Below are 15,975 nucleotides of genomic sequence, written 5' to 3' on the forward strand. Positions count from 1 at the left end.
ATGATTGCATCGTCACCTGCTGCATAACTGCAATGTGCTCCGAACCCCTAGCTTCTGCAGTTAACCAAATTACATAACTAATCGCATAAACCACGATTAATTACGTGAACCAGTTAATCCTCGCTGTTTATTCGGGTTTCTCCGTACCTTATTTACTTCGCCAGTACTTCAATCATATAGTGATTGATCGTATCCTTAATTTGTTCTAAATGACCTGAATGCGTCGCGGCCAATAAATCCTTTTGGGGTTTATCAATGACGTAATCTTCCATTTCTTCGATGGTCGCCTTACCGTCGTCGATTTGCTTGCCGATGCCACTATTAAACGAACCATAGCGCTCATTCAAAATGTTTTCGATTACGCCATCTTCCTTCATCTTAGCTGCTACTCGTAAACCAGCCGCAAAGCTATCCATCCCGACCATGTGGCCCGTTAATAAGTCTTTAGCAGCAAATGACTGCCGCCGTGGTTTGGCATCAAAGTTCAAACCACCCCTTGGACCAATGGAGCCATTTTCAACAACTTCAAACATCGCTGCAATGGTTTCTGATAGTGTAGATGGGTATTCATCAATGTCCCAGCCAATCAACTTGTCCCCTTGGTTAGCATCCAACGAACCCAGCATTCCAGCTTCCCGAGCAACCCGGATTTCGTGTTGGTAAGTATGTCCGGCCAAGTTAGCGTGGTTACCTTCCAAATTCAATTTGAAATCTTTGTCTAGACCATAAGTCTTCATGAACGCAATTGTAGTTGCTGCATCAAAATCATATTGGTGGGTTGATGGTTCCTTTGGCTTAGGTTCAAGCAAGAATTGGGCATCAAAACCAATCTTATTCGCGTAATCCTTTGCCATGTGGAAGAATTGCGCTGCGTGTTCTTGTTCCTTCAACATGTTAGTATTCCAAAGTGATTCGTATCCTTCACGACCACCCCAGAAAACATAATTTTCTGCACCAACTCGTTTACCAATTTCTAAACTATGCTTAATTTGAGCTGCACAGTAAGCGTAAATATCAGCGAACGGCGTTGTAGCTGCTCCGACAACGAAACGGGGGTTGGTGAACATGTTCGCCGTGTTCCAAAGCACTTTCTTACCAGTTGTTTTTTGGTATTCCACGATTTTGTCAACAATCTTGTCTAGGTTCCGGTTAGTTTCCCGTAATGTATCACCTTCTGGGGCGAGGTCCCGATCGTGGAAACAGAAGTAGTCCACGCCTAACTTATCGTAAAATTCAAACGATGCTTCCACCTTAGCCATCGCGTTATCCATTGGATCAGTGTACTTATCGTACGGACGAATTGCGGTCCCGTCCCCAAACGGATCCACTAATCGTTGATCAAAAGTGTGCCAGTAGGCAACGGAAAAGCGGAGCCAGTCCTTCATTTTTTTGCCTAAAATCACTTCTTCTGGGTTATAAAAATGAAATCCATCACCCGACGTTAAAGTTTTGTTACCGACGTAACCAACTTTTTTAAAATCCCAATATTCACTCATTATTGTTACTCCTTTGATTTAAAATCTAATTTCAACTTCGAAAATCCTAAAATTTCTTGAATCATTTGTGCACAACCCCCGTAAAGGCTGGCAGTTTCCACATTTTTACTCAATACAATCGGGGTATCCCGAACGGAAATTTTGGCAAACTTTGTTTGAATCCGTTCTAATAATTCGGGAAATTCTTTAAAAATATACGCATTAATAAACAATACGTCTGGATCAAAGGACACAATCACGTTATTAATTAACTTGATAATGTTATTTTCGAACCTTTGTAAAATTTCTAAAGTCTCCGGATCGTGGTCATCGTACATTTGGCGAATCAACGGTAAATTGATGTAGTCTAAATTTTTAGCCTGTTTGATTTGGTCTAAAACGGCTTCTTGAGAGGCAACGTCTTCAATTTTTTGGTTTTCCGCTAACGATTTATCTTTGGTTTCAAACGCGATGGTTTGTCCAATTTCGCCCGCTTCACCTTTACGTCCCCGATACAATTCGCCGTCCATAATGATTCCAGCACCAATCCCCTTATGCATACTGATGCTTACCGCATTCCGAATTCCTTCTGAACTAAAATCTCTTTCAAAAATCGCCGTGAGGTTAGCTTCATTTTCCAACAAAACTGTAATTCCTAGTGATTTGGTTAATACAGCGGCAATATCGACATCATGCATATTCCAAAATGGCGAGTAAATCACCTGATTTTGATAAACAATTCCATGTACTGAAATTAATATTCCTAAATTCTTTTCCCCATACTCGGACTTTAATTCCGCAATCAGCTCTTTAATTTTGCTGATTGCATTGGCAATATCGTTATCAGTGAAAGTAGTGTGCCGAATTTCTAGCTTCCGTCCACTAATGGTCATTGCCAGCGCTGATAATTCATGATATCCGAGGTCAATGCAAACCACATAGCCGTACCGGGCGTTGATTTGCAGTAAGTTAGGCTTCCGCCCGCCTTGTTGCGTACTATCTCCTGCGCCTGCTTCCACTACCAATCCGCTCTCAATGAAGCGGTTAACAATTTGGGAAACGGTCACCTTATTCAACTTCACGTCTCGTGCGATTTGACTTTTCGAAATCGGACTTTCCGTAAAAATTCGTTGTAGTACTGAACGCTCGTTAGCGGTTCGCATCGTCTCTTTATGAATTACCATTCTTTCTTGCTCCCTTAAACTACGCTGAATTAACCTACTTAATCAGCGTTTTTATTTTCTTCTGCGTGTTTTGCCGACAAGTCCGCTTGCATCTTGTCTTCAACACCGTCTACTTTATAGAATAATAAAGCAATTGCGGATAAACCAAAACCAATAATTGGTACCCAAATGTAATTTTGTTCAATCGCGCGAAGAGCCGTTGCGGTTTGAGCTGTGTTAGCAACGTAGCCGCCTGCACTTAAAATCAGCCCGGTTACGGCACCACCAATACCCATTCCTAACTTAGCTGAAAAACTAGAAAACGAGGTAACGATTCCTTCAGCCCGCACGCCGTTTTTCCATTCGCCGTAGTCAACAGAATCCGCCAACATTACCGCAATTAAGCCAGAAACAAACCCAGTTCCTAAGTAGCCAATTACCGTTGCAATAATGATAATCGAAACACTTAGTTGACTAGCACCGATACTCAAAACTAATTGACCCACAATTGCCAAAAGCATTCCTAACAACATCGTGTTACGCTTACCAATTTTTCTAGCGCAAGCAGGCGTGAGGATTACAGCCACTAACGCAACTACTTGAATTCCTAATACTAGGGAGGCTAATCCCGCGTTATGCATATTGTATTTGAAGAAGTACACGGTTACTTGACTCTTGGTCTGCATACCTAACCAGTAAACAAAGTTAATGAAAATTACGATTGCCCAAGGCCAATTATTTTTAAGCGCTTTCAAAGATTGTTTAATTGGAATTGCCTTTCTTGAATTCTTGGTCTGAATGCGTTCCCGCGTGTTCGCAAAAGTTACCAACAATAGTGCTGCCGAAATAATAGCTAAAATCAAAACACTAATAAAGAATCCCTTTTGTTGGTTGCCTCCACCAAAGAAGTTAACCATTGGCAACGCAGCTACCGTAACGATGGTTGCGCCGGCAGTCCCGAAGAATTGGCGAATCGTACTTAGGGTAACCCGCTCGTCCGTGTCATCCGTAAGGTTAGGTAAAATTGAGGTAATTGGGATGTTAACTGCCGAATATAAAATATCAACCCCAATATAAGTGATGTAAGCCCATACAATTTTACCACCCATACTTAGATTTGGGGTGGTAAAACAAAGTACACAGAAAATTGCAAATGGAATTGAGAACCATAAGAAGAACGGTCGACTCTTGCCCCACCGTGTGTGAGTATGGTCAATCAATAATCCCCAAATTGGTCCGTCAATCGCGTCAACGATCCGCGCAACTAAGAATAAAGTTCCAACGGCCGCTGCGGTAATGCCAAAAACGTCCGTATAGAAAAACATTAAGTAGGTTCCGATCATCTGAAACGATAAATTACACGCAAAATCACTTACTGCGTAGCTAATCCGTTCCTTCCAAGATACTAAGCTATGTGTATGTCGATGTGGTACTTCCATAAATTAAACACCCTTTTCTTTTAAAATTTTGGTTCGCGAAAAAAGTTAGTTAGTTTTGTTTACGAACCTCATTATACATGCCGGGTATTTTTTGTAAAGCGTTTTCAATAAATATTTTTGATCCTTGACACTCCGTTTGTATTCGCTTACAATTCAATTCGAAAAGAGTTTGTTAGTTTTATTTATTTACTCCAGTCACTGTTATGCTTTTAATTAGAAAGGAAGTTAATCCAACTCATGAAATTTACAAACGGTTATTGGTTAACTAAGGAAGGTTTCTCGGTTAACAACCCCAAACAAGTTTACGATTATAAAATCAATGATGATAACGTCCAAATTTACGCCCCGTACAAAAAAATTAACGAACGTGGGGACACTCTTAATATTGGAATGACCACCGTTTCGGTCACTTCCCCTCTAAAGAACGTAATTGGCATCAAGTTGACCCATTTTGACCAATTACCTAAGGATCCAAGCTTTGATTTAAATGACCAGCATGTAAAGCTAGCAACCACCACTGATGACAATACGTTGCGCATCCAATCTGGAGATTTATCAGCAAACTTCCCCATTGATGGCAGCGATTTTGAAATCGATTTCGAAGCAAATGGCCAAGTAATCACTAAATCGGAACCGAACGCAGAAGGTGAAATTACTAAAACTGACGATCAAACTCACTATATGCGCGAACAACTTTCTATCGGGATTGACGAATTAGTCTACGGACTTGGTGAACGATTTACTTCCTTCGTTAAAAACGGCCAAGTCGTCGATATTGTCCAAAAGGATGGCGGTACTGGAAGTGAACAAGCTTATAAAAACATCCCCTTCTATATCACTAATAAAGGCTATGGTGTTTTCGTTAACCAGCCCGAAACGGTTTCGTTTGAAGTGGCTTCTGAAAATACATCGCGCGTTCAATTTAGTATTGAAGGCGAATCACTTGAGTACTACGTGATTTACGGTCCGACACCAAAAGAAATTTTATCTAACTACACTTCGTTAACCGGAAAACCTGCTTTGCCACCGGCATGGTCGTTTGGACTTTGGCTATCAACCTCCTTTACCACCGATTACAGCGAAAAAACCGTTATGAAGTTTATCGACGGAATGAAGGAACGTAACATTCCATTAGACGTTTTTCATTTTGACTGTTTCTGGATGAAGGGCTTTGAATGGACCAGTTTCGAATGGGATAAGGACGCTTTTCCAGACCCTGAAGGCTTAATTTCACGGATTCATGATAAAGGTCTAAAAGTCTGCGTTTGGTTAAATCCGTATATCAGTCAAAAGTCCCGGCTCTTTAAGGTTGGTAAAGAAAAGGGCTACTTCATTAAACATAGCGATGGTAACGTTTGGCAATGGGACCTCTGGCAAGCTGGCCAAGGAGTCGTAGACTTTACTAATCCTGAAGCTACCAAATGGTACAAAGATTATCTACGTGAATTAATGGATATGGGCGTGGACGCCTTTAAGACCGACTTCGGTGAACGAATTCCGGTCGAAGACGCCGTTTACTACGACGGTTCAGATCCTAAACGGATGCATAACTACTACACTTACCTTTACAACAAGGCCGTGTTTGACGTCTTGTTAGAAAAGAAGGGCGAGGGCCAAGCTGCTGTATTTGCTCGTTCAGCTACCGTAGGATCCCAGAAGTTCCCTGTTCACTGGGGCGGGGACAACTTATCCCGCTACGTTTCAATGGCCGATTCACTACGCGGCGGGCTCTCCTTCCTTCTTTCTGGCTTTGGTTTCTGGAGTCATGACATCGGTGGGTTTGAAGACAACGCCTCTGCTGATATCTACAAGCGTTGGACCCAATTTGGCTTACTATCTTCGCATAGTCGTTACCATGGCAACATTGAATATCGAGTACCATGGAACTACGATGAAGAAGCCGTTGACGTCACCCGTAAATTCGTAAAGAACAAACTCGCCTTGATGCCGTACCTCTACGACGAAGCCGTTCGTACTCACGAAACTGGGGTTCCGTTAATGCGGCCAATGTTCCTAGAATTTGGTGAAGATCAAAACACCTATCATCTAGACACGCAGTACATGCTGGGCGCCGACCTCTTAGTTGCCCCAATCTTTAACGATCAGGGAACCGTTAAGTACTACATTCCCGGTGGCAAGTGGACAAACATCCTAACTAACCAGGTTTACGACGTTGCAAAGAACGGTGAATGGATTACTGAAAAGTATGACTATCTTAATTTACCGCTGTTGGCTCGGCAAAATAGTATTTTGCTAATGAACCCCGACGCTGAACATGCGGACTACGATTATGCAAAAGCTCCTGAATTGCATCTCTACCAAATGACTGAAGGAACCCATACGCAACGCGTGGTGGATCATCTCGGTAAGGTTTTAGGTGAAATTAAAGTAACCGTGGCAGACGGTAAAATCACCCTCGACGTATCAGCTTTAGCTGCTTTGCCAAAGGTTTACGTTCACCAAGATAACCAAGTTAAGGAATTTACACTTGAGAACGCTAAAAGCACCCTTAACTAAAATTCTTTAGAAATTGCTTATTAAAAAAGCTAGGAAAAACGAAATATCGTTTTTCCTAGTTTTTTTCAGCTAATCTTACATCCAAGCCGGACGATCACCCGCTGTATCAGGTTTATTTATTCCAATACTTTCATGCGCGTAACGTGTTGGGTCCTTAATAATCTTGACCACCACGTCTGCCACACTTTTACGTGAAACTTCCGTCCCCTTAAAATTTTCATCTTTTTTAGTAATTTCATAGTTTACTTCGTCTTGATCAGTCAACCAAGCGGGACGGAGTTCGGTAGTATCAATACCTTGATGTTTGTCAATTAACGCTGCTGATTTACGGAAGCCAGGTAAATAACTGGAAATTGCTTTTTCGTTCCATTCCCCAAATTTTCCCTTAACCTCATGACGGGCGCCTAATGCACTATAGAAAATTAGTCGTTTAACCCCTGTTGTTTCCATCGCAGTAAAAATTGCTTGGGTTGTTTGCGCTAAGTCAACTCCGCCAACGTTAGAATATACGATTTCAACATCTTGCATCGCTGCTTCAAGCTGAAGAACATCTGTAGCATCTCCTTCTATCAATTCGATTCGTGGATTATCCTCCAAGTCAGCAAGTCGGTTAGCGTTTCTTAAAAAGAGTTTCAGTTTTAAACTGGTTTCTGCCAAAAGACGTTCAGTTACAATTTGAGCGGTTTTGCCGTATGCACCTAAGATCAAAATTTTTTCCATTAAAGATCCCTTCTTTTCATTTGATGACCTTATAATATTCCCGCCCTTTAGTGATGTCTAATGCTTATATTTAATAATAATCAATGAATTTTATGCATAAAAATACCGTCTGGTCAAAATGGCCAAACGGTTTTTTTACTACAATTATTCCCCAAGTTCATTCAAAATTTCACTGAGTGCTGGTTGACCATCCGTCAATTCGTATTGTTCCCGGAAAGCTTTGATGGTTGCTTCATCGAAGATTTGGGGATCCAACGGCATGAACGAGGTGTCTACGGGGTCGTTATTTACAATTTTAGCATCTAAAACAATCGGCTTCGTATTTCCTGCCTTTTGAAGTTCGTCAATTTTATCAAAGGCTTGCGCTAACGAAGGCAAATCCGTAGCCGTCAAACCAATTGCGCCCATATTTTCGGCTACCCCAGCCCAGTTTGCGCCTTGCAAATCAATCCCGTACGGTGCTTGGTTTGCAACTAACTTTTCGTGTTGGATAAAACCAAAGGACTTGTTTTCCAAAACTACGTTAACAATTGGCATTTCGTATTTGACTTCCGTAAGCAGGTCTTGCATTACCATTGCAAAGCCACCGTCACCAGAAATGGTGACCACCGGACGATCAGGGTAACTTAACTTAGCAGCCATTCCAGCTGGCAAACCGTAACCCATTGTGGCAAACCAACCGGACAACGTAAATTTCTGATCATGGTTCAACGGAATTTGGCGAATTGCCCATTCCGTATTATTACCAACGTCGAGCCCGAAGATTGTGTTATCTGCTGCGTGATCCTTGATCGCTGCCATTACGCTTTCAGCACGCAATCCTTGGTGGTCATCCTTGGATAACTTTTCAAGCCATGCATCCCAGTTTGCCTTATCCTTTTGCGCGGCTTGGAGCCATTTACTTGCTGGAAGCTTGACGTTTTGCGCCAATACCGCATCCAAAAATTCCTTAGCGTCAGCCAAAATCGCCATGTCCGCATCGCGTTGCTTACCCAAATCTTCCGGATTGTTATTAACCTGGATAACCTTAACGTTGTCCGGCCAGAAGCGGGCAAATGGGAAGTTGGTTCCCACAAACAAGATTAAGTCTGCTTTTTGAGCAACCTCAAAGGCTGGCTTAGTTCCCAAGCGGCCCATAGAGCCCATAAAACTAGGATGGTCTGACGGCATAATTCCCGTTCCCGGAACAGCCGTAACCACCGGTGTCTGAAAGTCTTCAGAGAATTGAATAACTTGTTGGCGTGCTCCAGCAACACCACGTCCAATCCAAAGCACCGGATGCTTAGCCGTCTTCAACGCTGCAATGGTGTCGTTAATCGCTGAATCATCAATTGCCGAATGAACCGGTTGTTGGTAAATCTTCGGTGTCTTAATTGGCGTGTAGTCGATTTCTTGTCCTGATAAATTATCCGGAATAATTACTACAGCCGGTCCCTTTTGTGCGTAGGCCGCCCGAATCGCTTCGTCGACCACGTATGGGATTTGCGCGGCGCTAACCACTTGCTTATGGAAAACCGCCACGTCCACAAACATTGGATCTTGGTTCATTTCTTGGAAGAAGTTAGTGTTCATCACTTCCGTACTAGATTGCCCGATTAGTGCCAACACCGGAGCGTGATCCATTTTTGCATCATATAGCCCATTAAACATGTGCGTAGCACCCGGACCAGCTGACCCAAAACTAACCCCGATTTTACCAGTTAATTTTGCATCCGCCGTTGCTGCTAAAGAACCAACCTCTTCGTGACGAACTTGAATGTATTTCAAGCCATCCCGTTCCTGGTAAAGTCCGTCCACCGTATTATTAATGGAATCGGCCGTAATCCCGTAAATGTGATCAACGTCCCAACTTTTTAATACTTGAGCCAACGCTTGGCCCGCCTTCATTTTTGCCATGTTGAATCCCCCCGTTCAGTAAGCTTTAATTTCACTTACTTTTTGTAAGTATGTGATTAGGATATATCGAATAAAGCAGGTTGTCAAGAAATAGTTATATTTTATTTTTCAATCGGTCATGGTTTACTGTTAAATTTAGCGACGGACATTTTCTTAAAAAGAGTCACTTTTCTGGCAGTAAAAAAACAGATTGCTATTTTTTAAATAACAACCTGTTTACCACAATTAACTAATCCATGATGTTTAAAATGCATTGCCGAACTTCGACAAAGGCGGGCGTCGGAAGCAAATCAAGCTTACGTGCATGCCGTTTTCTAAAATCGTACGTAAAAAATTGTAACGGATTCACGTACCCGCTAACTTTCGCACTCACCACTGGTACGAAAAAATCTTTTAGCCGATTATTATTAGCGTGAGTAATGGGGGCAATTACCACTAAGCCCGTAACTTGACTATATCCCCGATTACTAATTACTAGCGCTAGACGACGTTTCTTAATTTCCTTTCCCACTGCCGGATCAAAATCAATTTCAATTAAATCTTGCTTGTCAGGAATGTACTCATTGTTCTGCGAGTTCATTGTTAAAAAGCTGCCCCCCACCTGCTTCTTTTTTAATGCTATTTTCATGCTCAGCAATAAAATCTGCATTTTTAAATGGGTTATCTTTTTCAGGAACGTACACAATCATCCCGTCTCGTCCTTGATAAACACGATATGACGTTGCCATTGGGGTAATTGATTTTGGAACGGTTAAAATACTGGAGTTGCCAGATTTTCTAATTTTTACGCTGTCATTTGCCAATGTATTCAGCCCCTTTGTCTTGTATATCTTCAGTATATACATGCCGCCTTAAAATGCAATTACTTTATCGCCTATTTTTATATACGCAAACCAGCATCTTTTCCTGTATTCTACTTAAAAGTGAGCCTATCAAAGCCATTAACGGACAGCATTCTATTGAGCGCTTTTATCCGTAATCCAGCTTTTAATAGGCCCACCTAGGGAAGCTACTTTTTCTATACCGTAGTAAGCGATTACATTCCAAAAGTTAAAACATCCGTCATTTATGATTTAGCCGCTGGCCATAATTTTTCATATTTAACTCCCGTCAAGGACTCTACAGTAGCTTTCACCTCTGGCTTAACATCTGCCTTTTTGCCACCTGCTTTCAGACGGTTAATTTCATCAATTAAGATTTTGTGCGTCTTTGCATCCAAGTTAAAAGTGAATGCAAGTAAAATTGCTAAGAGGGTTAACCCGCCTACTCCAAAGACAATCGTGTACACAATGGCGTGAATTGCTTGCGGAGTTTGGACCGTTGCCCCAGATTTAAACCCGTTGCTCGCCAAAATCCATCCTAAAATAACCGAAGCAATTCCAGAAGTAACTTTGCGGATGAAATTCATCATTGCAGCAAATTCGCCTTCACGACGTTCGCTAGTAATAATTTCATCAACATCGGGAATGAAGGGAAAGACGTTCCAAGGAATCGAATATGCACCACCCTTAAAAAACAGGTACACTGCCGAAAGTACACCAAGTAAAGCAATCGTCATTCCTTGTGATAAGTCGATTAAGAACATCCAGTAGTACATTCCTAAACAGCCCACTACTAACGTGAAGTAGAAAATATAACAACGCCGGGCACCTAGTCGCGTAAATAACCAGTAGTTGACTGGCGTTAATGGCAAACCGAGGATTCCTAAGGAAAGTAACCAGGAAGCCGTTGAGGTTGACAACCCATACCCAAACACAATGAAGTAAACAAAGGCTCCGCTAAATAAATCTTGCGCGGTAACTCCGAGTAAGTAAATGTACATATGTTGCCGAAAAGCCTTTACTTTCAACGTTGAGAAATATGAACTAATCGCGCCCCAAACAGATTGCAAAATCCCTAGATGTTCGGTTTCGCCATTTTCTGCAGGATTAGCTGCTTGAATTTCTGAAATCGGGCGTTCCCAAGTGAATTTATAAGTAATTAAAACTGCTATCGCAAAAATAATTGCAAACGTAACGCCAATTACCGTATAAGCCCACGGATTGTGTTCCCCCATCAGACTGATCACTAATCCACCAACCAAAGTTACGATCGAGGTAATGCTTCCAGAGAAAAACATCCGGGTCGTAGACATTTTTGACCGAGCATTGTAGTCGGTTGTCATTTCTGATGGTAAAGTTTCGTATGGTATTAAAACCATCGTGACCACAATTTCTACTAAACAATAAACTAACAGATAGTACCAAAAACCAATTCCTGGAATCCATAACAGACTATAGACTACTAATATTAACGGAGAACCGATCAGCAAGAAGAAGTGCCGTCGGCCGTACTTTTTACCTAAGTTAGTTTTCCAAAAACTATCCGAAACCTTCCCCATGACGATTGCCGTAATGGAATCGACAATCTTAGCAAGGCCAATAATGGTCCCCGCCTCTAAAGGATTCAGGTTACAAAAGGTGGTGAAAAAGAACATTAGGTACGCCGAAACTAATGCTCCGTACCCTCCACCCATCAAATCCGTTACCCCAAAGGCGATACTTTGCCACATTCCAACTGGTTTTCCTTGTACTTTAACATTTTCATTATTCATTTTTTCACTCTCCAGAGTCGTTAACTTTAATAAAGCTCGCTGAAAATTTGATCCATATTCTCGAATTTACTGATTGGTAATTCAAACGGCGCAGCAGGCTTGCCCAAGTCGTTGTTAATAAAAATTGACGGAGTGTTATCCCAAGCGTACCGAATCGACGCTCCGTGGTGGATGGTAATTGATTTAGGTAAAGCAATTTTTAAAACATTTCTTCGGGCAAAAAAGCTACCTAGTTTAATAACTTCGGTTCGATTATCTAATTCAAATGTACCGACTTTTAGCACCAATTTATTGGCATCAAATAAGTTAAAACGCACTACAATGCTGCCATCTGCGATAAATGCTTTTGTAGCTACTGGGCCATTAGCATATCCGTTACGATATTTAACCATTGCCATACGTGCCGCCACTAACTTATTAGCGATTTGGTGCTTATTTAACGGATGCAAATCGTTATCTTCACCAAGGCCTAAAGTAATAATCATTGCAGTATTATCTAGCAATAACCCGTCCATTTGTTCATTTCTTAAAGTTGGCCAGCAATTCTGTTCAACTCCACAATTTGGTAATTGCACAAAAAGAAATGGAAGCTGGGGAGCATTAAATAAGCGTCGCCATTCTTGAATTAGCTTGACAAAGGCCTTGCCATAATTGGTCGGATTTTTAGTGTCACTTTCACCTTGGTACCATAGAATTCCGTTAAAAACCGTGTTTCTAATGGGGTAAATCATGCCGTTGAATAACCCGCTAGGTAGGTATTGGGGAAAGATCGATTCCCTTTTTATCGGTAAAAAGCACCCCCGCCGAAAGTACCAAGCTCCCTCTTCGTCTAAGTTAAAATCGACATTTCCAATTGTTAGAACGTGCTTTTTACCTTGCCGGGGACCGCCTGCATGCCCAAAAATGTGCAAGCGAATGGTAATTTCAAATTCTTTTTTTACTTTTTGAATTGCATAATTTCGTGGCGGATACTGATACTCGGTTTGACCGATCAATTTACCGTCAATATACGTTTCGTCTGCATCCATAAAGGTCCCTAGTTTTAACCATCCCGCCTTTCCGACTAGTTTGTCAGGCACCCTAACCCGTTTTTTAAGCCAGACGATTCCTGGCAACCGATCTTCCAATGCCCAACGCTCGTCCAGCTGAACCTTATGCCACTGCGTTCTTTCGCTAGCTGGGCGCTGCCAATATTCGCGGTATCCCATATCCGTAGCGTCTGCCATCAAAGCAAACTGTTTCTGATAATTTTCGTTTTCCGCAACCCGACTTTGTAAAATCTTTTCACTAATCCCTGCAAAATCGAATGGAAGCTCACCCATCAAATTTAAAGTGTCTTCACTTAACCACGCTCGAATAGGTGTACCTCCGATTGCTGTTTGTACAAGACCAATCGGCACTTTTGCTTTGGCAAACTCTCTTTTAGCAAAGAAATATCCTATTCCCGATAAGTTAACTAAATTTTCACCGACCGCTGCTTGCCAGGCTCCCCCAGTTAATTCCGTTGCTTTTTCGTGGAACTGGTATTTTTCAGGAACCATAAAAAATCTGATTTGCGAATTATCCGCGGTCGCTAATTCATCTGCGTACTTTTCCTTTAGCCGTCCCATCCAAAGCTGCATATTACTTTGTCCCGCCAGCAAGTAAACGTCGCCAAAGAGCACATTTTGAAATTGAACTCGTTCTTCAGGAGTAAAAATTTCAATAGTCACGGGGCCTCCTGCTTTATGAGGAGGAATTGCAAACTCGAAATAACCATCTTCGTGGTTTGAATAGGTCTCTAGCTGCACTTCTTCGTACCGCAAGCTAACTGGGCTATCCATAGGGGCATATCCCCAGAACTTAATCGTCTGATTTCTTTGTAAAATGCAATTGTCCCGTAACAAATACGGTACAAATAGTTTCTTCATGACCCTCACCCCTTGCTATTGGTAAATCTGCCGACCTCGCTCGTCGGGAACACCTGACATCCGATAGAAATAAGTGTTTACTTGGTCACGCCATTCCAATGCGTTTTGAGATTGCTGCGACAATCTTTTGAGGACTTCCTGATATACGTCTTCGTCAATATCTCCTGCCACCTTGCGCCATTTAACAAGGTAATCTTGAACAGCGGTGTACCCCGCAAAATGATTATCATAAATGGTTTGAATTAACGTATTCCCATCAGGCAGCTTAAAGTCATAGGGTAAGTGGTGGAAAAAGAGCAACAAATCTTTTGGCGTACTTTCTGGATCCTCATACCGTGCTGCAACTTTAGGGGCGTACATTTTTGTAAACCCAGTTCCAGTTTTCGCAGTCCGATCAACGCCAACGCCGTTTCGGTCGGCAAAATGGTAGGTCCCCCACCGATCATATTCATAACCGTTAATTGAAACACCGTAGTGGTAGTGTGGAACCACCATGAAACCTACTCCCAACGGAGCTGTATAATTTTTGTAGGTTTCGTTAGAAGTTGCCAAAATATCAAAAATAATTTCTTTAGTTTGTTTTGAAGAAGTGCTAAAACTTTGTTCAATCCACTCGGTCAAAATTTCGTGAACGTCTTTAAAGTTATCCCAGCAAAGTCTGCCGTAACCATACAAATTAGCGAGAGCAAGCGGGTTCCCCGCCCAAAATGGACTCATTCCAACATTAGCCACCGCAGCAAACCCAGTGTTCTTCTGGTCGATAGCTGTTTCCGCCAATGCTTCTGCAACTACCGGCTTTTTTAGATCCGCAAACTGCGTATTCGTTCTAATCATGTGTGCCCATTGAGGAACTGCGTAATTAACGTCAATTTGATGACCCAAATATTCCGCACTTAACTCAAATTCCATCATCTGATTAGTTTTTCTTAACGCACCAAACAGTGGCTGCAATGGTTCTGACGTTTGAAAATCAATCGGTCCGAATTTAATTTGTAATATTACATTCTTTTCAAATTTTCCATCGAGGGGCATAAAGTTTTCATAAGCAGCTTTTGCACGATCAGTCGAACGATCTCGCCAATCTTGCTTAGAATTGTAGACAAAGGCCCGCCAAATTACCTTTCCACCGTACGGAGCTAGCGCTTTAGCCAACATATTGGCGCCTTCAGCATGGTTACGTCCGTATTTGTACGGACCGGGCTCGCCCTCACTGTCTGCCTTTACCAAGAATCCCCCAAAATCAGGAATTGCTTTATAAATTTCTTCACAGGTTCGTTTCCAAAATGTTTGTACTTTCTTATCTAGTGGATCAGACGTCTTTAAGCCTGCAATATGCTTAGGAGCTTCCCAATTAATCGCTAAATACGTTTTAATGCCAAATCCCCGAAATATTTCTGCTAGCTCTTGGACCCCTTTTAAGTACGGATACGTAATTAACCGCGTACCGAGGCCTCGGACGTTAACATTATTCAACGAGATTGCGTTGATCCCCACGGAAGCTAGCATACGCGCATACATTTCTACTCGTTGGTTATCGTGGCGGAACGGATCACTATTTTCATCGCGTACGGCAAAGTCACCATAATCTGGATTTTCTAACTTGTACGTATCACCAAACAAAATGGAAGCTCCTGCGTACCCACGTTCGATTGAACCATCCGTTTGGTCCCACTGATTAATCATGCGAATGGGCTGGTCAGGAGCAGCAACCGTCGCCACGTTAGATATTCCCAACATTCTTTTACGGATTAACTCGTAAAAACCGTAGAGATGCCCTGCAGAACCGCTAGCCCAAATCATTACTGTTGAGTCCTTTTGTTCAATTTCAAACGACTCACAATTAGGCAAGCCAATCTTGCGTAATTTAAATTGCACGGAAGCTTGGGATGCTTCGGTGATTGGTCGATCTAACCACTCCGTAATTTCCCGTACTAAACGAATCTGAATACTATCGTTTGCTTGAATCTGATTTTTAGGTAACCCAAACGTGTCTGTCTTAAATTTTTTTCTAACTTGCTCAATATCTAACCATGCACCATTCATATTAGAAGCATCCTCTTTTACTTAATTAGTTTCTCCTGGAATCCTTTCCAGACGGTCTTTCTTAGTTTTATAATGAAAAAAATATCTTTTTCACAAACAAATTGTATCCGCTTACATATATGCAAACAATTAGGATTCCTGACCATTTTTTGTCATTACCTAACCTGCCAAGTCGCTTTTTTAATTATTGAAAGCTGGTAATTTTACTTTCCTAAGTGA

The 15,975-nt window shown here is 41.9% G+C and carries 11 protein-coding genes; 1 reads left to right on the top strand and 10 read right to left on the bottom strand.

Annotated elements, in window-relative coordinates:
- Positions 1 to 152: 152 nt before the first annotated feature.
- The 3 genes from xylA to I6H64_RS08150 are packed head-to-tail and all read right to left on the bottom strand — an operon-like array spanning position 153 to position 4,077.
- Entirely contained in the window at positions 153 to 1,496 is a 1,344-nt protein-coding gene (gene xylA, locus I6H64_RS08140; protein WP_008841691.1) for a xylose isomerase, read from the bottom strand.
- A gap of 5 nt (positions 1,497 to 1,501) precedes the next feature.
- Positions 1,502 to 2,659 (bottom strand): ROK family transcriptional regulator, encoded by a 1,158-nt coding sequence (locus tag I6H64_RS08145; RefSeq protein WP_008841692.1) that lies wholly within the window; start codon positions 2,657 to 2,659, stop codon positions 1,502 to 1,504.
- Between the two features lie 38 nt (positions 2,660 to 2,697).
- A complete protein-coding gene (locus tag I6H64_RS08150; protein WP_036685438.1) occupies positions 2,698 to 4,077 on the bottom strand; it encodes an MFS transporter in 1,380 nt (459 codons plus the stop codon).
- Positions 4,078 to 4,314: 237 nt separating this feature from the next.
- Between I6H64_RS08150 and yicI the strand changes: the two genes are divergently transcribed.
- On the top strand, positions 4,315 to 6,594 hold the full coding sequence (gene yicI / locus I6H64_RS08155; RefSeq protein WP_008841694.1) for an alpha-xylosidase: 2,280 nt from the start codon (positions 4,315 to 4,317) through the stop codon (positions 6,592 to 6,594).
- A 75-nt stretch (positions 6,595 to 6,669) separates the two neighbouring features.
- Here the strand turns inward: yicI and I6H64_RS08160 are convergent, their stop codons facing one another.
- From I6H64_RS08160 to I6H64_RS08190, 7 genes are all read right to left on the bottom strand, one after another.
- Entirely contained in the window at positions 6,670 to 7,314 is a 645-nt protein-coding gene (locus I6H64_RS08160; protein WP_008841695.1) for an NAD(P)H-binding protein, read from the bottom strand.
- Between the two features lie 144 nt (positions 7,315 to 7,458).
- Positions 7,459 to 9,210 (bottom strand): pyruvate oxidase, encoded by a 1,752-nt coding sequence (gene spxB, locus I6H64_RS08165; RefSeq protein WP_008841696.1) that lies wholly within the window; start codon positions 9,208 to 9,210, stop codon positions 7,459 to 7,461.
- A 229-nt stretch (positions 9,211 to 9,439) separates the two neighbouring features.
- Complete coding sequence (locus I6H64_RS08170; RefSeq protein WP_008841697.1) at positions 9,440 to 9,790, bottom strand: type II toxin-antitoxin system PemK/MazF family toxin; 351 nt, start codon at positions 9,788 to 9,790, stop codon at positions 9,440 to 9,442.
- Positions 9,771 to 9,938, bottom strand: coding sequence for a hypothetical protein (locus I6H64_RS10165; RefSeq protein ID WP_008841698.1), 168 nt, complete (start codon positions 9,936 to 9,938; stop codon positions 9,771 to 9,773). The genes I6H64_RS08170 and I6H64_RS10165 overlap by 20 nt, the downstream gene beginning before the upstream one ends.
- 338 nt (positions 9,939 to 10,276) lie before the next feature.
- The gene (locus I6H64_RS08180) at positions 10,277 to 11,803 is read right to left on the bottom strand and encodes an MFS transporter (protein ID WP_008841699.1); all 1,527 of its coding nucleotides are present in this window, start codon (positions 11,801 to 11,803) and stop codon (positions 10,277 to 10,279) included.
- Positions 11,804 to 11,829: 26 nt separating this feature from the next.
- Positions 11,830 to 13,713 carry a sialate O-acetylesterase gene (locus I6H64_RS08185; protein ID WP_052017563.1) on the bottom strand — a complete coding sequence of 628 codons (1,884 nt, stop codon included), beginning with the start codon at positions 13,711 to 13,713 and terminating at the stop codon, positions 11,830 to 11,832.
- Between the two features lie 15 nt (positions 13,714 to 13,728).
- Positions 13,729 to 15,756 (bottom strand): alpha-glucuronidase, encoded by a 2,028-nt coding sequence (locus I6H64_RS08190; protein WP_008841701.1) that lies wholly within the window; start codon positions 15,754 to 15,756, stop codon positions 13,729 to 13,731.
- Positions 15,757 to 15,975 lie beyond the last annotated feature (219 nt).

This window comes from Pediococcus acidilactici (genome assembly GCF_016127815.1).
Lineage (GTDB): Bacteria > Bacillota > Bacilli > Lactobacillales > Lactobacillaceae > Pediococcus > Pediococcus acidilactici.